This is a genomic window from Schaalia vaccimaxillae DSM 15804 (assembly GCF_000420425.1).
GTDB lineage: Bacteria > Actinomycetota > Actinomycetes > Actinomycetales > Actinomycetaceae > Pauljensenia > Pauljensenia vaccimaxillae.
Map to the genome: position 1 here is coordinate 250,753 of NZ_ATUX01000006.1, position 22,571 is coordinate 273,323.

Sequence of the window (22,571 nt, forward strand, 5' to 3'; positions counted from 1 at the left end):
GGTTCAGGGTGTTGAAACGCTCGCTTGCGAGGAGGATTCATCGAGCAGCGGTTTGAAAGGCTTTAAGCCGATCCATGTCGCCCAACACACCAATGCAAAGAGCGGCAGACCAAGGATCAGTTTAGCGACACCCAGTTCAGTCACCATGGATGCCTGCCATAACGGCCACTGCACCCCCAAACGGATCGCAAACATCATCGCCCACGCCCACGACAACGCCGTGCAACGACGGTTTAGCAGGCGGTAACGTTCCTGGCTACGCCACCGCGGTCCCAGGCCCCAGACGAGGCCGACGCCAATGGACACAAGCGACCGGCGAGCAAAAATCGTGGCCACGATGCCAGTGAGGAACGCGCTTGCGGTGATCAGACCCCACGCAAAATAGTTTTCAGTCTTTCCTGACATCGCTGCCCAGACCACACCGATAGCAACGCCAAAAACTCCCGAAAGTGCTTGAGTCAAAGGTTGGCGCTGAACGAGGCGTATGAGGCAGGCAAGGAGTGCAACTGCTCCAGCAGCAATTAGAGTTGGCCACAAGGCACGAGTAACAACGTAAGCGATGACGAAGATCAGGCCGGGTGCTAGAGATTCAACGAGGCCGCGCGCTCCCCCGACCGCAGCCTGCCACGAAAATACTTCCTCATCAATTTGACGCATCCAAACGGGAATAGGAGCCCCAACTAAGACATCGTCTCTTTGTGCTTGCGCCTGCTGTTCTTCCTTGGATGTCAGGTGGTCCATCAGTTCTCCGACGCGATAATCCGATAGAGCGGATTGATAATGACTAGATGGTCGCCCTGCCGACCGGCTGTGCCCTCAACTTCGATGTGCTCTCCGACGGAAAGGCCTGGAATGTGATTGCGCCCAGGCCACCGCAATTCGATAGTGCCCGTGCCGTCAAAGAGAGTGGCAATGAGTACTGAATGGCCTCCCTCGTAAGGGAAAGTCATGGACTTCAGACGGCCGTAGAGCGTCACTCGTTCGCGGTCGCGAATATCGCAGATCGCCGTGGTGCCGCGACTACGCCGTGAGCGATCTTCGTCATTGACCTCGTCAGCCTCACGGCTATCGGTGTGCAAACTCTGGACGAGCTTCGCCCACAGGTTCTTAACGAACCCGCCCGAGTCAGACATTCGGAACCTCTACGGCCCCAGAGGGCACGTGCAGGGGCAACAAGTCAAGGCGGGCACGCGGCTGATCGTCACGCACCACAACAATGCGATCAATGACCTTTTCGATCTGCTCGCCAGCTTCGAGGCTTTGCGCCGCGGGACCGATGATGTCAATCCGCGCAAACCACCGGTCGCCCTCGCGCCCAATAATGCGCATACGCGAGGTTGCGTCGCGTCCATCCGGCGTCTTGACGGGCATATCGGCTAAGAGCTCCTGGCCGTAACGGGTCTGAACGTGTTCAATTGTGCCGCCTGAGTCCTCAAGTGAGGCCTTGAGCTGCTCTCGTACCTCGTCCCACACACCTCCTGAACGCGGAGCAGCCGCCACCGACATCTGAATGCCGGAAGCACCAAGAACCACGAGGACGCGCAGAACCGTCTTCTGGTCATCGGCCACCTGCGTGCGAAGCTGCATGCCTTGAATCGCGGGGATTCGTACCGACCCCATATCGACATATCCGGTTGATGTGTCAACTTCACTCAATGAGCGCGGCCCTGGTTGGTTCCAGATGTCGTCCTCGTCGTTGAGGGTGGGCAGAACTTGAACCTGCTCTTCGTGTTCGACGACTTCGACTGGAGTCTTCTTTTTACGTCCAAACATTCCAGGGCCTCAGCCCGCGCACTCGGTGCACACGGGCAAGCCAGCGTCATCGACGTAGGCCTGCTGTGAGGCGTGGTGAACGAGGAAGCACACTGAGCAGGTGAACTCGTCTTCCTGGCGAGGAACGACGTGAACAGTCAGTTCTTCCTTGGACAGATCAGCTCCGGGCAGCTCAAAATTCTCAGCCGCCTCGTTTTCGTCCTCTTCGATTTCGGCCGAGCCAGCGTCATTTCGACGTGACTTGAGCTCCTCAATCGAGTCTTCGGCGACATCGTCCTCGTTCTTGCGTGGAGCGTCGTAATCAGTTGCCATGGTCATCCCCTCCCGGGCCTTGAGCTGCACGACAGTCATTCGTGCCTCAGCGGTGGGAGGATAACACTTGCGCAAGTTCAATGCCATCGAGTTGGAGACACGCGCAGAATTGAGCCGATGTTTTCCCCGTCATTTGAGACGATTCGACTCGACCATTACGCAGGAGGTGTCCATGATCGAGCTCGAATTGCTCGGTGTCGGAGGCGACGGAGAATCGCTGGTGTTCACGGATGAGAACGGTGAACGCTACAGCGTCCAGATCACCGATGAGCTGCGCGGCGCCACGCGACGCGACCGTCCTCGGATCGAGGCCGCCCCTTCAATTGCAGCCCAGGCCCTGCGCCCGCGTGAGATCCAATCGATGCTGCGCGCCGGTGCGACGGTTGAAGAAATCGCATCTGGGCATGGCATGGATCCCGCCTCTGTACGACGTTTTGAAGCTCCCGTTCAGGCAGAAAAGAACTATGCGCTTCAGCGCGCTCTAGCCAGCACCGTGGGCAATACCCCCGACGGCCCTACGATGGGCGACCTCGTAGTGGATCGACTGGCTGCGCGCGGAGTGGATCCGGATTCTTTGGAGTGGAAGGCTCAACGTGAGGCTTCCGGCCCGTGGCAGATCTGCTTGACTTTTGTCCAGGGAGCCGCCGAACGCGGAGCTCACTGGCTGTTAACGAGCGGCGGCGGAATTGAAGCCGTCGATCAGGAAGCCCAGTGGCTCACTGAAACAGTTTCGCAAACGCCTGCGGCTTCGATCTTCACTCCCTTGCCCGCCCCTGAGCGCGATGAGGCTGATCTTGAAGAGGTCCGGGCTCGCGAAGCAATTTTGGATCAGCTCAATGCTGCGCGCGGCAAGCGCCAGGAAATCGAGTATGACCTGGACGAGGACGAAGGATTCGACGAAATCTTCGGCGATGACGCTGAGGCTGACTCTGACGAGGATTCATCGGATCCAGCTCCCAGCACTATTTCTGCGCGCATCTATTCGATTGCTCAAGCACGCACCAAGGACCAGGCGGATCGTGGCCCCTTGCCGACGACCGCGCAGATTCCCGAAGTCGCTACTGATAGCGGTGAGTCCAAGCGGATGGACCCGTCGGTTTTCTGGTTGCCCGATTCTCAGGTGACTCCGGTAGCTGACTCGCCGGTGGAGCCGGTGCTTGAGGAAAAAGCTGGTGAGGCTGAGGCTTCAGGTTCAGAAGACGTAGCCCAAAATGACGCGCTTCCGGGTTTGGAAACGCTGGATGCTTCCGAGGCCCCTAAGAAGAAGGCTAAGAAGGGGCGTCGTTCGGTTCCTAGTTGGGATGAGATTGTTTTCGGTTCCAAGCCGAAGAACTGACTGCTCCCTTCCCCGCCCCCGCCGAGAGCAGACCTTATGCGCATTTTCGCCCTCGAAATCGCTGATTTTTGACCACAAAGTCTGCTCTCGGCGAGAAAAATTTAGGCGAGTTGGAGGACCGGGATTCGCATCTCTTCTGGGGTGAGCGAACCGTGGACTCCGGGCATTGCAATTGATTGGAACGACTGGGTCCGAGAATCAACCACTCCGAAGCGCTCACGCATGAGCACCAATGCCGTGCCGACAACTTCAACTCCAGGCCCTGTCCCGATCACTGCAGCGATCTCGTCGCCGACAAGAATCCACGCGCGGTCCCCCAGCTCATTGCGCCACCGCTCAATGACCGCATCTTCCTCATCCAGCTCCGCATGGACATGGACTGCGCGCGTCTCCCCCGCGATCGCTACAACACCGGCTCCCAGCCCCGGTTGCGCCGCCAAGTCAGCCAAGTCAGACCGTTCAACATTGACCATGCCATGATCGGCCGTCAGCACACACCGCACACCAGCCGGCAGGCGCCGCAAGAGGCTACCCAGGCCTCGGTCAAAGTCCTCCAACGCGGCAACCCACTGCGGCGAACCAATTCCGTGTCCGTGGCCGGCATGGTCAATATCTGACCAATACAGGTAGACCACGCGCGTGCCTTTTCGTAGCTCGCCAAGTGCAGCAGCGCAGCGTTCCTCCCAAGAAAATGCCCCCACGTGGCGCGAACCGCGCAAGGCCGCCCTCGTCAATCCCGAGCCGGCGAACGAGGACGGCGAGACGACCGCTGACTCAACCCCCACCTCGGCCAGTAATTCAAAACGTGTCTTCACACTCTGCCAGTCCTCGACGGCCGGCCCACCCTCAAAGGCCAAAAGATTCATCACCGAATAGTTGTGGAGCACCGAATACCCGACCATGCGTGTTGCCCCCGGGAAAGCTCCCGTACCAAAAGCAGTGATGGCAGCCGCCGTGGTTGAGGGGACAACGGTGTGGATAGAGCGGATGTCATTGCGCATGGATCGAAGCGTGGGGGCATGGCCGAAGTGGTCGGCCATGCCGTAGTAGCCCAAGCCGTCTGCAAGGATGACGAGGAGTTGTTCTGCGTCCGAAGCGATTCCCAAGGCTTCTCGCGCCCCGTCGTCTGCCCCAGGCAGTGCGGGGTCGAGGGCGGCCAGTGACGCTCCCAGCACGTCGGTGAGCAGCGGTTCGTCAGCTGTGGGCAGGTCTGCTCCGGGAAGGTCCAGACCGGTGGGACGCTCATGCATGGTTCTGTCCGATCAGTCGGTACAGATGATCGACGAATTGCTCGGCCTCGGCCAGAACGTCGACACCGTCGGCTGCCCCAGAAATACGAATCGTCAGATCGTCGGGGAAGGTAGACGCTGAATAGCCATGGTCGGCGGTGCACTGTGGGTCGTCACAGTGGGCCGGTTCTATTTCTGTTCGACGCTGTCCACCTACGTTAATGGCGATAGTCAGCTCACTGACTTCGCACGATATTTCAGGCCGGTCAACAACTTCCATCATGGAGGCACCCATGATGGAAGAGATTGGGTGGATGGCGGTTGCGACGCCTGCTCCCCCGCTTTCGAGTTCGTCAATATGGACGTGGATGAGGCACGAGGACGTGAGCGTTGCCACCGTCAGATGGCGGAAAACTGAGCCTCGGTCGAAGGCGGCGTCTACTTGGCATAGCGTTGCCAGCGGTTCGGTTCCTCGCAGCGCACGCCGGAGAGCACGCTTGGCAATCTGAGGATAGAAGCCCGCGCGTTCGATTCTTGCCCATGTGTCCATCCCCTAATTGTGCCGTCACACGGCGTGTGAGTCGAAAACAGCTCGTGAGCGGCGTAAGAATGCGGATTATGCCGAAGAAGGACCAGCTCATCGACTTGCCCGAGGACGAGAACATCTCAGAGATTGATGTCTCGGCCGAAATGAAAGGGTCTTTCCTTGAGTACGCGGTGTCGGTCATTTACGCCCGCGCTCTGCCGGATGCTCGCGATGGCCTCAAGCCCGTGCAGCGGCGCATCCTGTTCCAAATGGATCAGATGGGCCTGCGCCCCGACCGTGGTCACGTCAAGTCTCAAAGGGTTGTCGGCGAGGTCATGGGTAAGCTCCACCCTCATGGCGATTCGGCGATCTACGAGGCACTAGTGCGATTAGCTCAGCCGTTTAACCTGCGGGTTCCTCTCATTGACGGACACGGTAACTTCGGGTCTTTAGATGATGGTCCCGCTGCCGCTCGTTACACGGAAGCCAGGATGGCGGCCTCGGCTCTGGACTTGGTGACGGGTCTGGATGAGGACACTGTCGATTTTGTGCCCAACTATGACAACCAGTTCATGCAGCCTGACGTGTTGCCCGCTGCTTTCCCTCAGTTGCTGGTCAATGGGGCTTCCGGTATTGCCGTTGGTATGGCGACGAATATCGCCCCTCATAACCTGGCTGAAACCATCGCAGCCTCCATCCACCTGTTGGATCATCCCGAAGCGACAGTGGCTGACCTCATGCGCTACGTTCCGGGCCCTGATCTTCCCGAGGGCGGCGTGATCGTGGGCCTCGATGGTGTCAAAGAGGCCTATGAGACGGGCCGAGGCGCTTTCAAGACCCGTGCAAAGGTGTCAATCGAGCGTGTTACCGCGCGCAAGATGGGGTTGATTGTCACCGAGCTGCCCTACATGGTCGGGCCAGAAAAAGTCATTGAGAAGATTAAAGAGAATGTCAATGCCGGCAGGCTCAAGGGCATTTCTTCGGTTCAAAACTTCACCGACCGGATCCACGGCTTGCGTCTGGTCATTGAAGTTAAGAATGGTTTCAATCCCGAAGCGGTGCTTCAGCAGCTTTACAAGCGCACTCCTTTGGAGGATTCCTTCTCGATTAACGCGGTGGCGCTGGTGGGTGGTCAGCCCCAGGTCATGGGCCTCAAACAAATGCTCCAGGTGTTTATTGACCACCGCCTTGAGGTGACGAGGCGGCGCTCAACCTATCGTCTCACCAAGTGTGAAGATCGGTTGCATCTGGTTGAAGGCCTGCTCATTGCCATCTTGGATATTGATGATGTCATTGCAATCATCCGGTCCTCTGATGACGTGGAGAGCGCCCGCACCCGTTTGATGACGGCTTTTGATCTGACGGAGATTCAGGCGAATTACATTCTGGAGTTGCGTCTGCGCAGGCTCACGAAATTCAGCCGGATCGAGTTGGAATCCGAGCGCGACGAACTATTGGCCAAGATCGCCCAGTTGCGCGAAATCTTGGAGAACCCCGAACTGATGCGCGGCCTGGTTAAGAAGGAATTGCGTGAGGTGTCGGATCGTTTAGGCACTCCACGTCGCACCGTGTTGCTGGCATCCACGGGCGCCGAGGTCGGGGCTGATGGTTTGCCTGCCGCAGGTTCGGCGGCGTTGGCTGCTTCTTTGCCATCTGTGTCGAAATCTGGCAAAGGTATGGATCTGCAAATCCCGGATGATCCGTGCACGGTCGTTTTGTCGGCGTCGGGTGCTTTGGCCCGAGTTGAAGGCGCCGATCCCTTAGAGCCTGGCCCGCGTGCCTCGCACGACGGGTGGCGCGCTCAATTAGCATCCACTGCCAGGTCGCAGGTTGCTGTTGTCACGGCCGACGGCGTTGCCCATCGTATTGAGGTTGTGGACTTGCCTGCCTTGCCGCGTTTTGACACGGGCTTGTCATTGGCAGCTGCGACCCCGGCCTCGTTGCTGCTCCACACTGATTCGCCTGCGATTGGCCTCCTCGATCCCGAGGGCGACGCGGTTATGGCCATGGGTACGGCTCGCGGCACGGTCAAGCGTCTGCGCCCAGACGTACTCCAGCGCGACGAGTGGGACGTGATTTCTTTAGACGAGGGCGACCGCCTGGTTGGTTTGGCTCCGTGTCCGGACGATGCGGACGTGGTGTTCGTGTCTTCTGATGCTCAGCTGCTGCGCACCCCTGCTGAAAAGATTCGCCCCCAGGGGCGCACCGCGGGCGGCGTTGCTGGAATGAAGCTCAACGATGGTGTGGAAGCCATCGGCTTCTGGGTGGTTGATTCTGCTGCAGAGGCTGTCGTCGTCACTGTGGCAGCTGCCGAGGGCGCATTGCCTGGCACCGGCCAGACCACAGTCAAGGTCACGCCTTTTGAGCAGTACCCGTCGAAGGGGCGCGGCGGGCAAGGGGTTCGCACTCAGCGTTTCTTACGAGGCGAGGACCGTTTGGACGTCGCATGGGTGGGCGAGCGGCCAGCTCGCGCGGCCTCAGCCGATGGGTCGCCCGTCGAACTTCCGGCAGAAGACCCGCGTCGCGACGGTTCTGGAACTCCGATCGTTTTTGCTATCGCAACGATTGGGTGAGGTTTCATCGGTCCTCGGCATCTGCTCGTTGTGCAGAGATTCTCGAGTTGATTTCACCCGCAATGCTATCGCCATCAACACTGGCACCACGAGCATCCAAGCTCAGCATGACGACGCCATTATATTGCGGCTTCGTGCTCCGAAAGATGGCTGGAGCCAACGGGGTGACGTGGGTGCCTCCAACCGTTGCTTCATCCAGGGCCAACATGATCGCCCCGCGCCCTGTGTTCGGAGCCGTCACACTGACGGCAGCTCGTAAATCCTTCCACGCGACTCGGCGCTCCCACCCGCCTGCGCGCTGGACGATGCAGGTGTGCTCTAAACGAATGTTCCCGTCGCCGAGATGCTCAGGGGATTGGATCCAAGCCATGACGACAATGAGGCTTATCCAAGCAACGCACAGCATACTTCGCACCATAACTGACCAGGGCAAAGCGAGAATGAGACTGCATACACCAACACAGACAAGAAACCACTGACTTTTCTCGAGTATGACAATTCCTCTGGGTGGTTGGGCCCTGAGAATCAGCACCCCGTCCTGTTCGCTCAAGACGTTTTCTGGGAGAGTTTTCCGGGATTCGGAAGTCATATAGAGGCGAACGATTCCTAGAAGAAGGTAGAGGAACACTGCCCCTGCACCCGTAACAAGTAACACCGATTCCCTGATCTATTTCATGGAAGAGTTTAAGGCTATGACCCTCATTGATGGCACGCTGCATCTGAATTCAGAACAGGTGATCCCAGACTGCTTCTCCTAAGTCTCCGACTGACTCACCAAACTCAGCGAGTGAATCACCTCCAGCTCTTATGGCAGTTCCTAAATCGCTACCGTTCTCGAATAGAGAATCGGCAAAGCCATCCGTGAATATAGAAGCAACAACTCCGACTGCGAAACCGATACCCGCCAGAGCCACCGATGCCCCTTTCGCTAGACTGGCAGCTCTGCTTGCCTGGCTCATAAGATTGGATGCTCTCGCACTCATGTCATCAGCCGCCTGGAATGCTCGTACGAGGTCATCGCCAACTAGCATTGGGTTGCCTAGGCTCAGCTGTCGGATTCGTGCTGCCTGCGAAGCATAAAACCGCGTGCCTTCCGTAGTGAGACGAGCCTGAAGAGAAAGCAGTCCTGCGGAAGTGCCGTCCACTATGGCCGAGGCAATGTTGAACAGATTATTCCAGTGTGAGAAGTTGAGCGTTTGAGAAGTTTTCGTTGCCGGCGCAGAAAGCCTCTGGAATATTAGTTGGGTCTGTTGAGCAGTCGTTGCTTAACTGTTAAATTGACCTGCCGGAGCACCAACCGCGGGAAACTGAACATACCCTTCCGCTAACAACCAGTCCACGCTCTCTTGAGTTCGAAACTAGTGCACGCATTGCGTTTTGTGCAGCTTCAAGGTAATCTCGCGATTCTTCGAGCTGCTCGACAGCCTGAAATTCAAGGGCAGACGTAAAAGCTCGAAGAGATGCAGGGCTCCCCGGAATATCGACAGTGATCACTGGATAACCGCCTTGACCCCAGTGATTGCGTCCTTGATCTCTGCGTCCGCTTCTTCGAAGGAGACCGCTGTTGCCTCAATGTCCAACGCTGTTGACGACAGATCCGATGACAGGGCGGAGAGGACACTGTTTTGTCGCGATTGTAGGGATGAGATCGCCAAGTCTATCCATCCGGAATCGACCGACATCATCAGTGCTGAGTTCGCGCGGTCAACGCTTGCCTGAGCCTGGGAGACGTATTTAGCAATGTTCGCGGCACTATCAGAATCGAACTGCAACATAGTCATTGCCCCCTTTGAACCGTATCTCGTTTATCAAAAGGGACAACCACATCGGGAATAACAAGATCGAAGTGGTCCGTCTTCTGTAGCTGTCCCAAAGAAGGCCAATCAAGCAGCGCCCACGGAACCTCACCCGCACGATCCTTGAGACGATCTAGAGCAGTGTAGACGAGCAACGCAATGCGCCCATCTTTCATCGTCCTAAGCGCAAGGTGCCTCTCTCCTTGACTATCAATGGTGCATGGAACGTAGACCACTGGAGGCCACTGGAATTCGTTCAGAGAACAATTTTCGTTGGCGTCTATCGTGAAAATTGAATCTACTACAGAAAACGGTTAACCAGAAGGCTCTACGCCTCAATCGCATACAGCCGCGTCTGCCCAACCGTCCTAAAGCCCAGGTAGTCGTAGACAGCTAACGCACCGGAGTGGTTGGCTGATCCAAGGCCAGCACCAATGCGGTCCATTCCGTCGCGGGCTTGGGCACGCATAGAAGCCGTGATGAGGGCGTCAACGGCGCGCGTCTGGCGCCAATCTTCCAAGACACCCATCTGGTCGATGTAGCCTTCTTTCCAGCCCAAGGCCGCCCAGTCCTGTTCGTAACGTGAGGCTAGAAGGAACCCTGCTACGCGCGGGCGATCAGATTGACGATCAACTGCCACAAAGGACCATTCGGGAACAAAAGATGTACGCCCCTGCAACCACTGTTCGCGAGTAAGCGGGGGCCGACCCCACTCCTGCTCGCTCAGCCGGTTCGCGGCCCTACGCACTGGTTCTTCCCACTCATCTGACCATTCTTCAATGGTCAGATATCGCCCCAGTTCGGGCTGCTCAGGCAGGTCGGATAGGTCTGCGCGCAATTCGTAGTAGGTGCGTGCCCAGTGAAAACCCCTCAATTTGAGGTGTTCTTCAAGATCAGCTTCTCCGCTTTCAACCTGGGAGACGATCTGGGCAGGAGGGTTGTCAGGAAGCTCAGCCAGCATCTGGCGGGCGGCAGCTTCTTGCCATTCGACGAGGGCGCCGCCGAGTCCTACTCGGCGGAAGGTTGGATCCACTCCCCCGTGGCACACGCATTCGACATGTCCGGGGAAGCGCAGATGCACCTGGCCAAAAGCAATCATCCGGCCTTTAGCTAGCCCCCTCGTGGCAAAGCCTGCAATACCTCGCCATTGGCTCGTATCAGCCAACATTTCTGCGACTTCGTCGGCTGATGTGCGATACGGCGGATTGTCTTGGGCTTCGATGCGAGCAATAAGGGAGGCCAAGGGGTATAGGTGCTGCGCATCAAGTTCTTCCCAGACAATGCCATGATGACTGTCGGGATTTGCGACTGCGGAGGAGGATTCAGGCTCTGGGGTTTCAGTCGACTGCTGGGCATCGGCCTCATACTCGCTCACTGCTTGCCCTCCTTTGCCTTCATAAGTCGATTGTTGTCATAAGTCGATCGTGTAGTAAACCTCTGCTTTTTCATCAACGAAGCCGAGGTGTTCGTAGATTCCGTGAGCATTCGAATCGTTCTTCGTATCCACGTCAAGCCCGATTCGGCTCATTCCGCTAGCAGCCGCGGCGGCGACAGACGCATCGACCAGCGCACTCGACAAGGAATATCCACGATGGGCAGGATCAACGCCAAGTAAAGCAACGTAGGCTTCGGTTCGCCCAGTGGCCACCCATCGGTCTGTCGGTCGCCCCGTCATAATGTATCCGACGGCTGTACCGTCGGGATCGCAGGCAACAAAGGACCAGCGTGCATCCATTTCACGCAGGCCTTCCTTCCACCACTGTCCGCGGAAGTCGGGACGGAAATGCTCCTGGAAGACTCTCATGTGCAGATCACGCACAGCAGCTTCACTCACATCAACGAAAGGCCGGATGGTGTACCCATGGTGTGTTGGCGCCGGCTGCTCGGAGCCCTCCAAATCCCGATACATGATCTGGAAGGTTCTCTTGGCGTAGAATCCCGCAGCAATGTAGAGGCGGCGGCGATCAGTCTTATGTCCATCGACAAAGTTGGCTATAGACGCGGGAATCTGGGAGTCGCCGCCAAAGGTTTCAACAAGCATTTGGCGAGCGCGCCCATCTTGCCAATACAACAAGGCACGCCCCAGTCCTCTTCCCCTCCAATGAGGGTGAACATAAGCGTTAATCAGCGCATTCGCTGTATCAGTGACTGTGCGGACTACTCGAACTGTGCCCACCGCGCAGATCTTACGGTCGACATCGACACCGACGATGGCGTCGACCCAGTCGACGCCTCCTCGGCCTTCGATCATCTCAGCGACTGCATCCGCGCCCGTGCGCCGGATCGAGTCGTCTGCTGCTTCAACCGTCCTAATCAGGTCAAAAACTGCAGGCGCATCGGCAGCCATAATGGAGCGCCAGCGCAAACCCAGGTGCTTTCCTGGGTAGGGGACGGACTCGGGCAGCTTGAGTCGCTCGGCAAGTCCAGTCATGAGGACCATAATACGGGCGAGGGGGCCAAAGGTCACATGCGCTCATCTATTCACGCAGTCCAACCTCAAAAGACCACTACACCTTTTTCAATAACGCCGCGGTCGGGCGATGCATCCGCTAGACCACCAACACGTGCGTTAAGCGTCGATCCTCTCGCGGTCCAAAGCGGCTGAACCTTCAACAATGAAATCACGCCGTGGACCAACAACCGAACCCATCAACAGCTCGAAAACGTCCTCGGCCTCGCGCAGTCCTTCTTCATCTCCCAAGGTGATGCGCCGTAGCGAACGGTGAGCACGATCCATTGTTGTTTCCGCCAACTGGTCTGCGTCCATTTCACCCAAGCCCTTGTATCGCTGGATCGGTTCCTTCCAGGTGCGCCCGGCACGCTTGAGTTCACGCAGCTTGCGATGCAGTTCCTCTTCGGAATAGGTGTAGATGAACTCTCGCCCTCGTCTGCCTTTGCCTGCGACCTCAATACGGTGCAGGGGCGGAACCGCCGCATAGACGCGTCCGGCCTCGACCATAGGACGCATGTAGCGGAAGAAGAGGGTGAGCAGCAGAGTGCGGATGTGCGCGCCGTCAACGTCAGCGTCAGTCATGAGGATGACCTTGCCGTAGCGTGCTGATTCCAAATCGAAGGTCCTGCCGGAGCCGGCTCCGATGACCTGAATGATGTTGGAACATTCGGCGTTAGCCAGCATGTCAGCCGTCGAGGCTTTTTGCACGTTCAAGATTTTGCCGCGGATCGGAAAAAGAGCCTGGTACTGGCTATTGCGCGCAGCCTTAGCCGTTCCCAACGCCGAGTCGCCCTCGACAATAAATAATTCAGTCTGCCAGGCATCCTCCATGCGGCAGTCAGCCAACTTTGCGGGCAGCGAGGATGTTTCCAGCGCATTCTTCTTGCGCGAGATTTCCTTGTGGATGCGCGCAGAAACGCGCGCTTTCATCTCTCCCACGACCTTTTCCATGAGCATGGAAGTCTGTTGTTTGTCGTCGCGTTTGGTGGACTTGAACTTGGCGCTAAGCCAATCCGAAATCACTTTATTGACAACGGATCGAATCTGCGGTGTTCCCAAAACTTCCTTGGTTTGGCCTTCAAACTGGGGTTCTGGGAAGCGAACCGTAATAACGGCAGTCATTCCAGCTTGGACATCTTCTTTTTCGGGGCGCCCGTCTTTGGTGCCGACCTTAAGTTTGCGCGAATTCTTATCGATTTGGGCGCGCAAGACTTTCAGGACTGCTTGTTCAAAGCCTGCGACGTGGGTGCCGCCCTTGGGTGTGGCAATAATGTTGACGAAGGATTGTATCTGGGTGTCGTAGCCGATCCCCCAGCGCAATGCGCAATCAACTTCGCAGGTGCGTTCAACCTCGGTGGCTTGCAGGTGGCCAGATTCGGGGTCAAGGGCTTGGACGGTTTCGGTGTAAGACCCCTCGCCAGTGATGTGCCATGTGTCGGTGACTGGCCCATCGGAGGACAGCCAATTGGCGAAGTCGACGACGCCGCCATCGAAGCGGAAGGATTCGTGGAGTTCTTCCTCGCCGCGTTCATCCCAGCAGTTGATGGTCAGTCCGGGTACCAGGAAGGCTGTTTGGCGGGCACGGGCCAGCAGTCCTTCCCAAGAGAAACCTTCGGTTGCGGGGAAGATCTGGAAGTCGGCCCAAAAGCGTACGCGCGTGCCGGTGACGTTCCTTTTGACTTTGCCAACGGTTTTGAGTTTGGAGGCTTGGGTGAAAGGAGTAAAAGGTGAGTTCGGTGTGCGCTGTTTCGTATCGTCAAATTCTCCGGGTTCACCGCGGCGGAAGCACATTTCCCAAGTTTTGGATCCGCGATCGACCTGCACGTCAAGGCGTGCGGACAAGGCGTTGACCACGGATGCACCGACGCCGTGCAGACCGCCGGAGGCCGCGTAAGAGCCACCGCCGAACTTTCCGCCTGCGTGCAGCTTCGTGTAGACAACTTCAACGCCAGACAGTCCAACCCCGGGTACTTCATCGACCGGGATACCGCGACCGTTGTCGGCAACGGATGCGGAGTGGTCGGGATGCAAGCGCACGTCGATGGTGTCGCAGTGGCCTTCGAGGGCTTCGTCGACTGCGTTGTCGATGATTTCCCACAGGCAGTGCATGAGTCCGCGGTGGTCGGTAGAGCCGATGTACATACCGGGGCGTTTACGCACGGCTTCGAGACCTTCGAGGACCGACAGGTGGCGTGCGCTGTAGTCAGATGCAGATGTGGGAGTCACTCGCACATCGTAGGAAAGTCGCGCGTTGAGTCGGGGTGTGCCTCGCCGAAATGGGTTAAGTGGTGAGGGATTCGACGTTCGAGGGCGGACGGATGCGCGGCGATTGCGCCGGAGGTGAACAAGGAGTGTTTGGCGGTGCGTGGGAGCTGTCGATGGTGTGTGATGGTGTCATGAATGCAATGACACTTGAGCGTCCGGCAGTCCAAGAGCCTGTTTTGACTGCAGCAGATCGCTGCGACCAGTGCGGTGCCCGGGCGTGGGTCCGTGTTACTTTGGCTTCCGATGGCCAACTCTTCTTTTGTGCTCACCATGCAAACAAGCATCTTGAGGCGATGGTTGCCACTGCCAAGCATGTCTTGGATGAGCGGTACTTGCTGATCGCCGACGAGGTCGGAACTCTCTGAGTTTTAGCCTTTCGGCCAACAACTGGGCGTTCCTCGCTTCCCCCGCGAGGGACGCCCAAAGCTTTGCCGAGGGACGCCCAAAAGTCCGCCGAGGGACGCCCATACGTTAAGACTGGGGCTTGGGGATCTCACCAGATCTCCAAGCCCCAGCTTTTTCACGCTTCCGCACGACGCAAAAAGCACTGCGAATCCGTCACATACGAACGGGAGTCACCGCTTCCTTGCCGGACAAGACAGCGACAACATTGTCCAGAGCCAGCTGGCCCATGGCGTCACGAGTGGCTTCACCGGCCGACGCAGTGTGAGGAGTGCATACGATCTGCGGGCGCTTGATCAATTCGGGATCAATGTTGGGCTCGCCCTCGAAAGTATCAATACCGGCGCCGCGAATCTTGCCCGAATCAATAGCCGCAATCAGGGCCTTTTCGTCAACGACACCGCCACGCGCACAGTTAATCAGGTACGCGCCGTCCTTCATCTGAGCGATGGTGTCAGCGTTGATGAGGTGGCGGGTGGTGGGCAGCAACGGCACGTGCAGGGAAACGACATCCGAGGCCGCCAGCAGGTCCTCTTGCGAAACTATCTCGACGCCCTCGACAACCTCACCGACGGTGCGGGTTGCGTCAGCAGCGATGACCTTCATGTCGAAAGCTGCGGCGCGGCGGGCAACAGCCAGGCCAATGCGTCCCAGGCCGATAATGCCCAGGGTTGCGCCCGCGGAGATGTCGAGGCCGACGAACATGCGCGGACCCCAGATCCACGGGGTACCCTCACCGACGAAGTTGTCGGCTTCTACGATGCGGCGGCACACTGCCAGCAGCAGCGCGAAAGTATGGTCGGCGGTCGCACCGTCAAGAACACCGGGGGTGTTGGTGATGGTGACGCCGTGGCGGGCTGCTGCTTCAAGGTCGATGTTGTCGAAGCCGACCGCAACGTTGGCGACAACTTTGAGCTGGGGGCCTGCCGCTGCGAAGAACTCTTCGTCGATCTTCTCAGTCAGCGTCACGATGGCACCGTCTTTGCCTGCCACACGCGACAGCAGTTCTTCGCGCGAGGGCGGAGCGATTTCACCGATGTCGAAGGTGAATCCGTCGACGTCGGCCAGTTTGTTCTGGATGTTGTCGGTGAGAAGTCGTGCGATGTACACGTTGTGGGACATGAGGCTGAGGCTCCATTCGTCGTTGAAGATCTGTCCGGCTCGAGGGCGGCGTCCTCACCTTTTCTTCCCCGTGAACGAGCGTCGCAAGGCGTGAGGCGGTGACTCCATGAACGACGATACACCGCCACACAGAAAAATTGTTAACAATTTTGCGAGCGGACTTTACGCATCCAATCGCTGAGACACCACCGTGGTCACACCAGCCTTCATGGTCACCCCATACAGGGCATCCGCAATCTCCATTGTCCGCTTCTGGTGAGTGATGACGATGAGCTGCGATTCTTGCTGCAACTCTTTAAAAATCGTCAGAAGACGAGAAAGGTTGACATCGTCGAGGGCGGCCTCGACCTCGTCCATCACGTAGAACGGCGAGGGCCTGGCCTTGAAGATCGCAACGAGGAAGGCTATGGCTGCCAAGGACCGCTCCCCTCCCGACAGCAACGACAGACGTTTGACTTTTTTGCCGGCAGGACGCGCCTCAATCTCGATGCCGGTGGTCAGCATTGATTCCGGATCGGTCAAAACCAAGTCGCCTTGCCCACCGGGGAAAAGCACTTCAAAAGTGTGAGCGAATTGCTCGCGCGTATCGCGGAAAGCCGACGTAAAGGCCTCTTCAACCAACCGATCCACATCTTCAACAATGTCGAGCAAATCAGCTTTCGACTTCTTGAGATCTTGGACCTGGGAGACCAAGAATTCGTGGCGTTTCGATAAAGCAGCATGTTCTTCCAACGCCAAAGGGTTGACTCGACCCAATTTGTCCAAGTCACGCGAAGCCCGTTCCAAGGCACGCTCTTGCTCAGAACGCACATATGGCACCGGCTCAGGCAAGTCCTCTTCGCTCGCATCCGGATCATTGCCAAACACAGGCACGAGGTTGTGGGGACCGAACTCTTCGACAAGCTGGTCGGCTTCCAGCGACAGATCCTCCAAGCTACGTGATTCAAGCTGTTCAACTCTCATGCGCATCTGCGCGCGAGCAATCTCATCGCGATGCGACGCCGACGTGAGCTCCGCTAACTCAGCGTTCAAACGATCAATGACTCGGCGCCCATCCGTTACTGCCTGAGACACCTGGCTACGTTCCGATTCTGCCGCCTGGCGTTCCTCTTGAGCTTGAGCCAGCGACCCAGCTGCTTTTTCGAGGGCGGCCGTTGCGCCCTCAACCACTTCGAGGGCGACAGCCAGTTCTGCCTTGCGTTTGGCCTCACGTCTGGCATATCGCTGGCGTTCTTCGCGTTCCCGCGCGGCAGCTTGCCGCAAATTTCGGGCCTTTGACTGGATTTGACGAGATTCTTCTTCGAGGGCACGCAGAGCGAGCCTCATCTGGGTTTCCTGCTCGCGAGCCTCCTTGACTGCCGCCTCTGCTGCTTCGGATTGACTCTGGGCCGTATCCAGATCATCTTGAGGGGCCTGCTCAGAATTGGATTCGAGGCGTTGGCGTGCTTGAGCAACCTGCTCCCCCGTCCATTCGACCTGTTGAGCAGCCCTGGCAGCGATCTCTTGAGCGCGCTGTGTTTCAGCCTGGGCAGCCGAGGCTGCCGATTGGACTCGGGCCACCTCCTGAGCAACTTTTGCTCGCGCCGCGTCCTCGTCGCGCAGGGCTCGCAGCGCCTCGTTAGCTGCCTTGATTGCATGGTCGAGAGCAGTGTTTGCTAAGCCGAGTTCTTCTTCGGCTTTAGCCAAGCGGGCTTGAGCTGCATCGGCTGCAAGGCCTGCCTCCTCGTATTGGGCGCGCAGCGCTAACACGGAGGTTTGCATGCTACCCAATCCGGTGACTCTGCCGTTGGTCCATGTGTCTCCACGTAGAGAAACAACGACGCGCACGCCAGAAATACCAGCGAGAGTTTCAACAGATGCCAGATCTTCAACAACCACGGCGCCCACCAACAGATCCATAATCGATTCGCGGACCTGCTGGTCAGCATCGACTAGATCAAGGGCCCAATGTGCGCCCTCGGGCAACTGTGCGCGCCCCGCTTTGCCTTGCACAGCGTCGGTAGCTGTACCGTCGGCTACGACCATCCGAATAAGTCCGCCATTGTTATCTTGAACGCGGCGCAACTGCTCTAGAGCCGTCTGCGTGGAATCAACGACGACCGCATCCGTGTAGGGAGACACGAGGGCGGCAATCGCGTCCTCATAACCGGAGTGAGCGCGCAAAAATTGCGGAAGCGAACCAATGACACCGTCTGAACCCAACAACTCAGCAGTCGTGTCTTGGGGAGCCAACGACTGTTCAAGAGTGTCGCGTCGAGCCTCCCAGCGAGCCCGATCTGCGCGTGCTTCACGTTCAGCCGCCAACACTTCATCGACGTGAGCGCGCGCCTCATCCCTGGCACGCACCGCAGCAGCGTGGATGGCACCGGCAGAACCCTCGTCCTCGTCAACTGTTGGAATGGGCGCGGCAGCTGCTGCAGCCTCAGCTACTTCCTGGCGGCGCCGCGCTTCCTCAAGTGCGGTCTGGGTGCGTTCGGCCTCGTTCTTTGCGGCTTCGTGGCGTGACTGGGCCGAGGACACGTCACCTGTCATCCGGGCAACTTTCTCACGATGATCAGCCAATGACCGGTTGACTCGGGCCAGTTCGCGAGCCGCCTGCTGTTGGGCGTCCTCGAGCTGCTCGAGCAGGCGAGTCTGAGCGGTGAGGTCACTTCGAGCCTGTTCCAGGCGTTCTAAGAGTTCAGCGTCCTCATCTCCGGCAAGTTTGGCCCTTTCATCCAGCATTTCCGGGTCGTCACCCGATGGAGCCAATTCAGGCTGAGATCGCAAAGCCACACGTTCTTGGGCTGCCATGAGGGTGCCGCGTAGCCGCTCGTGGATCGTCGTAAACTCCTGCCACGCCCTCGTGGCCTGTTCCATACGCGGAGTGGATTGGCGTTCTTCATCTTCGAGGCGGGCCAGTTCGGTACGTGCCTTTTCGATCTGCTGTTCGAGGGCGGCCCTGCGCTGTGCTTGGGCTTCGTCGTTCGTCGATTGCACGGTTAGGCGTTCGCGCGCGGACACCAGATCGTCTGCCAGTAGGCGTGCTTTGGCGTCACGGACTCGAGCTTGAATGAGGGATGCGCGCCGAGCAATCTTGGCTTGTCGGGCCAGTGGCCCCAGTTGGCGATGGATTTCGTTGGTCAGGTCCAGGACCCGAACCAAATTCGCGTCCATATCTGCCAGTTTGCGTAAGGCCCGCTCTTTGCGGCGCCGATGTTTGAGGACGCCGGCTGCTTCTTCGATGAAGCCGCGGCGTTCCTCCGGCGTTGAAGACAGGATCGCATCAAGCTGCCCCTGACCGACAATGACGTGCATTTGGCGGCCCATACCGGTGTCAGACAGCAATTCTTGAACGTCGAGGAGGCGGGCTGGAGTGCCATTGATCTGATATTCGGATCCTCCGCCGCGGAAAAGGGTACGGGTGATGGTGACTTCTGAGTAGTCGATGTCCAGAAGGCCATCGGAGTTATCAATCGTCAGATCAACCTGAGCGCGCCCCAACGCTGGCCTACCGGAGGTTCCAGCGAAAATGACGTCAGCCATCTGGCCGCCACGCAAGGTTTTTACGCCCTGTTCACCCATCACCCACGCGAGGGCGTCAACCACATTCGACTTACCTGAACCGTTGGGGCCGACGACGCAGGTGATGCCCGGTTCGAGCCTCAGCGTCGTCGCACTGGCGAAGGATTTGAATCCTCGCAGCGTCAGGGTTTTTAGGTGCACCCCAACAGAATACGGTGTGAACACGCGAAAACCCGCCTTAATGGCGATTTCATCGCCATTAAGGCGGGTTTCAGCGAACTCGCATTAACTCGAAGGCTCCACGGTTTCAGCCAGCTTCAAACTCGCCAGCCCCTGGCGCAACACCGTTGAAGGACGCAGTGTTGCCCAAGCTTAGACCAGTTCAGGGAACCAGAGTTTGATCTCCCTGCGGGCAGATTCAGGCGAATCCGAGCCGTGCACTAGGTTTTCCACATGGGGTTTGTCCCATGCCCGTCCCAAGTCACCGCGGATAGTTCCCACTGGCGCCGTTGTCGGGTCGGTGGAGCCCATCAAAGCCCTCACCCCTTCAACAACGCGCTGTCCCTCAATGACCACAGCCACCACAGGACCAGAACTCATGTAGGCGACCATCGGATCAAAGAACCCCTTGCCGCGGTGTTCCGCGTAGTGTTCCTCAAGCAGATCACGCGAAGCCACCATCACCTTCAGGCCGCGCAGGACGTAGCCTTTGGCTTCGATGCGACGCAAAATCTCACCTGTCAGGCCTCGCCTGTAACCATCAGGTTTGACCAGCAACAACGTGTGTTCACTGTCCGGATCAAGAAGATCGTGGTTCATTCAGACACCTTTCCTCTATTGTGACACCCCCAGGGAGCCACAGCTCCCCCGGGAACGTACACGCCCTTCAACAAAGATCAGCCGGCGTCCTGAAGCATCTCCACCAGCGCAGCAACGGCTTCACGTGCCTGGGGACCCGTGGCCACGATGCGCACAGTCTCGCCCTGTTGGATGCCCAAAGACATGACTTCAAGAACGGACGCTGCCTCGGCGGTGTTGATCTTAATGTCAGCGTCGAAGCTCGCTGCCTTACGTGCCAAGAGTGCGGCCGGCCGGGCATGAAGACCTACCGGGTCAGCAACAACAGCTTCCCCCACTACAGCCCCCTCAGGATCCTGCGATGGATCCTCTCGAGCAACCGGCAGCTCCGAATCCTCGCCCTGCGCAGAAGACGAAAGGGACAAGGCACCCCGAGCCGCCGCAGCAACCTGGCCCAGCGGATTGCCCAATTGTGCACGCACCGCACCCGCAACCGTGCCCTCCACCAGTGGCGCTTCAACGAATTGCACGTGGTCAGGGTCGTCGACGAACTCCAGAACAGACTCGACGGTCATCGTTGACGAACCAATATCGGTCAGCACCAGGACTCCGGCGCCGTCCGCGTCGTCGACCTTGGTGCGAGCAGCTTCAATGGCTGCCTCAACCCGGTCGTACGACGTACCAATACCGCCATCATCGTTTCCACCGACTGCTTCGAAATGCACATCCGGAGCCATCTGAGCTGCCAGTTCAACCACCCCGCGTGCCAGCAGATCCGAATGCGACACAATGACGAATGCGACGGCAGGCATTAGGACTCCTCAACGGCGGCAACTGCCTGAGCCAGGATAATTGCCGACGAAACGGCTCCGGGGTCCAAGTGTCCAACGGAACGCTCCCCCAGGTAGGAGGCGCGTCCCTTCGTTGCCTTGAGAGGACCTGTAGCCGTGGCGCCTGAATCGGCAGCCCCCGAAGCAGCAGCGAGAACAGCTTCTGCTGCTTGCCCACCGTCAGCAGCAGCTTGGGCCACGTCTGCGGCTGGACCCCAGGCGTCGACCATAGTCTTCTCGCCGCGTTCGGCTTTTCCGCGGGCTTGGATGCCCTCGAGTGCCGCACTGATGAGCGCCGCAACGCCCTGCCCGTCCAAAGGTTCATCCGTCACAGACTTGGCCGCACGCAAGAAAGCGGTGCCATACAGTGGCCCCGCTGCCCCGCCAACGGTTGACATGAGAGTCTTCGCGGCGATCTTCAAAACGTCCTGAACGCTGTTAATCGTCGCATCGGATAAAGCCTGCTCAACCTGGGCGAAGCCGCGATCAAGGTTTTCACCGTGGTCGCCGTCGCCGATCTGGCGATCAAGGTCAATCAGGTATTCCCTTTGCGCTGCGACTTCACGGCGAGTGTTGGACATCCAGCGGACGGCCCATGCGGCATCAAGTGCCATAGGTTTCCTCACTTCCAGGCCGGCGTGCACACCGGCGCATCAAATAGTTCAAGCAGCTCATCGTCCACCCTGCACAGGGTGATCGACACACCAGGCATCTCCAACGACGTCACGTAGTCGCCGACCATGGGACGTGCGATGTCAATGCCATCTGCTTGCAGCAGTTGCGCAAGCTTGCGGTAGCAGATGTAGAGCTCCGACGAGGGCGTTCCACCCATGCCGTTGACCAGGGCAATGACGCGCTCGCCTTCCTTAAGCCCCAGATCGTCGCGCACGCGCTCGTAGAGTTCTGCAACCAGATCGTCGGCAGGTTCCATCTTGCCGCGGCGGTACCCGGGCTCGCCGTGGATGCCGATACCCAGCTCAATCTCGTCCTCGTCCAGGTCGAAAGAGGGCTTTCCAGCATGAGGAACGGTGCACGGCCCCAGAGCCAAGCCCATGGAACGCATCTCGTCATTGACACGCTGGGCAATGGCGGTGACGCTTTCGAGATCGTCGCCGCGTTCGGCCGCAGCGCCAGCGATCTTTTCAACGAGGACGGTGCCTGCGACGCCGCGACGTCCCGCCGTGTAGAGGGAATCTTCGACTGCGACGTCGTCGTTGACCACAACGGCTCGTACTTCGATGTCTTCCATCTCCGCCATTTCAGCAGCGGTCTCAAAGTTGAGGACGTCGCCTGTGTAGTTCTTGATGATGTGCAGCACGCCCGCGCCTCGGTCAGCAGCCTTGGTGGCTTCGAGAATTGGGTCGGGTGTGGGTGATGTGAATACAGCGCCGGGAACGGCCGCATCAAGCATGCCTTCGCCAACGAAACCTGCGTGGAGGGGTTCATGGCCGGAACCTCCACCAGAGACGAGGCCGACACGGCCTCGCGCCTTTGGGGTTGCGCGTACGACGAAATCGGGGTCGAAATGGACCTCAACTTGGTCGGCGTGGGCCAATGCGAACCCCTCGAGGGTTTCTTTAACGACGTTGTGAACGTCGTTGACCAGCTTCTTCACGGTGCCTCCTTGCAAACCTGAACGGTGAACGGCCAACG

Annotated in this window: 22 protein-coding genes; 3 read left to right on the forward strand and 19 right to left on the reverse strand. The window is 58.4% G+C overall.

The features are described 5' to 3' along the window. Positions 1-3: 3 nt before the first annotated feature. Genes G439_RS11105 through G439_RS0104165 form a run of 4 tightly spaced genes read right to left on the reverse strand, consistent with a single transcriptional unit; the run spans position 4 to position 2,085 of the window. Positions 4-741 carry a DUF3159 domain-containing protein gene (locus G439_RS11105; RefSeq protein ID WP_022867924.1) on the reverse strand — a complete coding sequence of 246 codons (738 nt, stop codon included), beginning with the start codon at positions 739-741 and terminating at the stop codon, positions 4-6. Continuing rightward, positions 741-1,133: an OB-fold nucleic acid binding domain-containing protein gene (locus G439_RS0104155; protein ID WP_022867925.1), complete on the reverse strand. Its 393-nt coding sequence runs from the start codon at positions 1,131-1,133 to the stop codon at positions 741-743. Before G439_RS0104155 ends, G439_RS11105 begins: the two co-directional genes overlap by 1 nt. Beyond that, positions 1,126-1,773, reverse strand: a complete 648-nt coding sequence (locus tag G439_RS0104160; RefSeq protein WP_022867926.1) for a DUF3710 domain-containing protein — start codon at positions 1,771-1,773, stop codon at positions 1,126-1,128. The genes G439_RS0104155 and G439_RS0104160 overlap by 8 nt, the downstream gene beginning before the upstream one ends. Before the next feature lie 9 nt (positions 1,774-1,782). Beyond that, positions 1,783-2,085 carry a DUF4193 domain-containing protein gene (locus G439_RS0104165; protein WP_026459377.1) on the reverse strand — a complete coding sequence of 101 codons (303 nt, stop codon included), beginning with the start codon at positions 2,083-2,085 and terminating at the stop codon, positions 1,783-1,785. Between the two features lie 172 nt (positions 2,086-2,257). Between G439_RS0104165 and sepH the strand changes: the two genes are divergently transcribed. Then, entirely contained in the window at positions 2,258-3,421 is a 1,164-nt protein-coding gene (sepH, locus tag G439_RS0104170) for a septation protein SepH (RefSeq protein WP_022867928.1), read from the forward strand. 101 nt (positions 3,422-3,522) lie between these two features. Here the strand turns inward: sepH and G439_RS0104175 are convergent, their stop codons facing one another. Next, entirely contained in the window at positions 3,523-4,671 is a 1,149-nt protein-coding gene (locus G439_RS0104175) for an alkaline phosphatase family protein (protein ID WP_022867929.1), read from the reverse strand. After that, positions 4,664-5,200 (reverse strand): DUF5998 family protein, encoded by a 537-nt coding sequence (locus tag G439_RS0104180; protein WP_022867930.1) that lies wholly within the window; start codon positions 5,198-5,200, stop codon positions 4,664-4,666. The genes G439_RS0104175 and G439_RS0104180 overlap by 8 nt, the downstream gene beginning before the upstream one ends. 68 nt (positions 5,201-5,268) lie before the next feature. Here G439_RS0104180 and G439_RS0104185 point away from each other — a divergent pair, with 68 nt between their 5' ends. Next, positions 5,269-7,749 (forward strand): DNA gyrase/topoisomerase IV subunit A, encoded by a 2,481-nt coding sequence (locus G439_RS0104185; RefSeq protein WP_022867931.1) that lies wholly within the window; start codon positions 5,269-5,271, stop codon positions 7,747-7,749. 4 nt (positions 7,750-7,753) lie between these two features. Here the strand turns inward: G439_RS0104185 and G439_RS12495 are convergent, their stop codons facing one another. The 7 genes from G439_RS12495 to G439_RS0104220 form a co-directional block, all read right to left on the reverse strand. Next, positions 7,754-8,155 carry a hypothetical protein gene (locus G439_RS12495; protein ID WP_131333513.1) on the reverse strand — a complete coding sequence of 134 codons (402 nt, stop codon included), beginning with the start codon at positions 8,153-8,155 and terminating at the stop codon, positions 7,754-7,756. Between the two features lie 319 nt (positions 8,156-8,474). Beyond that, positions 8,475-8,780 carry a hypothetical protein gene (locus tag G439_RS0104195; RefSeq protein ID WP_131333516.1) on the reverse strand — a complete coding sequence of 102 codons (306 nt, stop codon included), beginning with the start codon at positions 8,778-8,780 and terminating at the stop codon, positions 8,475-8,477. 459 nt (positions 8,781-9,239) lie between these two features. Then, the gene (locus tag G439_RS0104200; RefSeq protein WP_022867934.1) at positions 9,240-9,530 is read right to left on the reverse strand and encodes a hypothetical protein; all 291 of its coding nucleotides are present in this window, start codon (positions 9,528-9,530) and stop codon (positions 9,240-9,242) included. Further along, positions 9,527-9,721 carry a hypothetical protein gene (locus G439_RS0104205; RefSeq protein ID WP_207382263.1) on the reverse strand — a complete coding sequence of 65 codons (195 nt, stop codon included), beginning with the start codon at positions 9,719-9,721 and terminating at the stop codon, positions 9,527-9,529. Before G439_RS0104205 ends, G439_RS0104200 begins: the two co-directional genes overlap by 4 nt. Positions 9,722-9,873: 152 nt before the next feature. Next, positions 9,874-10,920 carry a GNAT family acetyltransferase gene (locus G439_RS11110; protein WP_022867936.1) on the reverse strand — a complete coding sequence of 349 codons (1,047 nt, stop codon included), beginning with the start codon at positions 10,918-10,920 and terminating at the stop codon, positions 9,874-9,876. 36 nt (positions 10,921-10,956) lie between these two features. Continuing rightward, entirely contained in the window at positions 10,957-11,976 is a 1,020-nt protein-coding gene (locus G439_RS0104215; protein WP_040434683.1) for a GNAT family N-acetyltransferase, read from the reverse strand. Between the two features lie 138 nt (positions 11,977-12,114). Further along, the gene (locus G439_RS0104220; protein ID WP_022867938.1) at positions 12,115-14,223 is read right to left on the reverse strand and encodes a DNA gyrase/topoisomerase IV subunit B; all 2,109 of its coding nucleotides are present in this window, start codon (positions 14,221-14,223) and stop codon (positions 12,115-12,117) included. Positions 14,224-14,315: 92 nt separating this feature from the next. Here G439_RS0104220 and G439_RS0104225 point away from each other — a divergent pair, with 92 nt between their 5' ends. After that, entirely contained in the window at positions 14,316-14,627 is a 312-nt protein-coding gene (locus G439_RS0104225) for a DUF7455 domain-containing protein (protein ID WP_022867939.1), read from the forward strand. A 193-nt stretch (positions 14,628-14,820) separates the two neighbouring features. On the opposite strand, the gene G439_RS0104230 is transcribed toward G439_RS0104225, so the two are convergent. The 6 genes from G439_RS0104230 to dhaK form a co-directional block, all read right to left on the reverse strand. Continuing rightward, positions 14,821-15,786, reverse strand: a complete 966-nt coding sequence (locus G439_RS0104230; protein ID WP_022867940.1) for a 2-hydroxyacid dehydrogenase — start codon at positions 15,784-15,786, stop codon at positions 14,821-14,823. 162 nt (positions 15,787-15,948) lie between these two features. Continuing rightward, positions 15,949-19,491, reverse strand: a complete 3,543-nt coding sequence (gene smc, locus G439_RS0104235; protein WP_026459382.1) for a chromosome segregation protein SMC — start codon at positions 19,489-19,491, stop codon at positions 15,949-15,951. A gap of 171 nt (positions 19,492-19,662) precedes the next feature. Continuing rightward, complete coding sequence (gene ndk, locus G439_RS0104240) at positions 19,663-20,109, reverse strand: nucleoside-diphosphate kinase (protein WP_022867942.1); 447 nt, start codon at positions 20,107-20,109, stop codon at positions 19,663-19,665. Positions 20,110-20,186: 77 nt separating this feature from the next. Beyond that, positions 20,187-20,900, reverse strand: coding sequence for a dihydroxyacetone kinase phosphoryl donor subunit DhaM (gene dhaM, locus G439_RS0104245; protein WP_022867943.1), 714 nt, complete (start codon positions 20,898-20,900; stop codon positions 20,187-20,189). After that, positions 20,900-21,532 (reverse strand): dihydroxyacetone kinase subunit DhaL, encoded by a 633-nt coding sequence (gene dhaL, locus G439_RS0104250; protein WP_022867944.1) that lies wholly within the window; start codon positions 21,530-21,532, stop codon positions 20,900-20,902. Before dhaL ends, dhaM begins: the two co-directional genes overlap by 1 nt. An 8-nt stretch (positions 21,533-21,540) precedes the next feature. Beyond that, entirely contained in the window at positions 21,541-22,533 is a 993-nt protein-coding gene (gene dhaK / locus G439_RS0104255; RefSeq protein WP_026459383.1) for a dihydroxyacetone kinase subunit DhaK, read from the reverse strand. Positions 22,534-22,571 lie beyond the last annotated feature (38 nt).

Bases quoted from the DNA above. Each gene is read 5' to 3' on its own strand.
- G439_RS0104155 (WP_022867925.1), bottom strand. From the start codon at position 1,133: ATGTCTGACTCGGGCGGGTTCGTTAAGAACCTGTGGGCGAAGCTCGTC.
- dhaM (WP_022867943.1), bottom strand. From the start codon at position 20,900: ATGCCTGCCGTCGCATTCGTCATTGTGTCGCATTCGGATCTGCTGGCA.
- G439_RS0104215 (WP_040434683.1), bottom strand. From the start codon at position 11,976: ATGACTGGACTTGCCGAGCGACTCAAGCTGCCCGAGTCCGTCCCCTAC.
- G439_RS0104230 (WP_022867940.1), bottom strand. From the start codon at position 15,786: ATGTCCCACAACGTGTACATCGCACGACTTCTCACCGACAACATCCAG.
- sepH (WP_022867928.1), top strand. From the start codon at position 2,258: ATGATCGAGCTCGAATTGCTCGGTGTCGGAGGCGACGGAGAATCGCTG.
- dhaL (WP_022867944.1), bottom strand. From the start codon at position 21,532: ATGGCACTTGATGCCGCATGGGCCGTCCGCTGGATGTCCAACACTCGC.
- G439_RS12495 (WP_131333513.1), bottom strand. From the start codon at position 8,155: ATGCTGTGCGTTGCTTGGATAAGCCTCATTGTCGTCATGGCTTGGATC.
- G439_RS0104225 (WP_022867939.1), top strand. From the start codon at position 14,316: ATGCGCGGCGATTGCGCCGGAGGTGAACAAGGAGTGTTTGGCGGTGCG.
- G439_RS0104205 (WP_207382263.1), bottom strand. From the start codon at position 9,721: ATGAAAGATGGGCGCATTGCGTTGCTCGTCTACACTGCTCTAGATCGT.
- G439_RS0104160 (WP_022867926.1), bottom strand. From the start codon at position 1,773: ATGTTTGGACGTAAAAAGAAGACTCCAGTCGAAGTCGTCGAACACGAA.
- G439_RS0104185 (WP_022867931.1), top strand. From the start codon at position 5,269: ATGCCGAAGAAGGACCAGCTCATCGACTTGCCCGAGGACGAGAACATC.
- G439_RS0104200 (WP_022867934.1), bottom strand. From the start codon at position 9,530: ATGACTATGTTGCAGTTCGATTCTGATAGTGCCGCGAACATTGCTAAA.
- ndk (WP_022867942.1), bottom strand. From the start codon at position 20,109: ATGAACCACGATCTTCTTGATCCGGACAGTGAACACACGTTGTTGCTG.
- G439_RS11105 (WP_022867924.1), bottom strand. From the start codon at position 741: ATGGACCACCTGACATCCAAGGAAGAACAGCAGGCGCAAGCACAAAGA.
- G439_RS0104165 (WP_026459377.1), bottom strand. From the start codon at position 2,085: ATGGCAACTGATTACGACGCTCCACGCAAGAACGAGGACGATGTCGCC.
- G439_RS0104195 (WP_131333516.1), bottom strand. From the start codon at position 8,780: ATGCTAGTTGGCGATGACCTCGTACGAGCATTCCAGGCGGCTGATGAC.
- G439_RS0104175 (WP_022867929.1), bottom strand. From the start codon at position 4,671: ATGCATGAGCGTCCCACCGGTCTGGACCTTCCCGGAGCAGACCTGCCC.
- G439_RS0104180 (WP_022867930.1), bottom strand. From the start codon at position 5,200: ATGGACACATGGGCAAGAATCGAACGCGCGGGCTTCTATCCTCAGATT.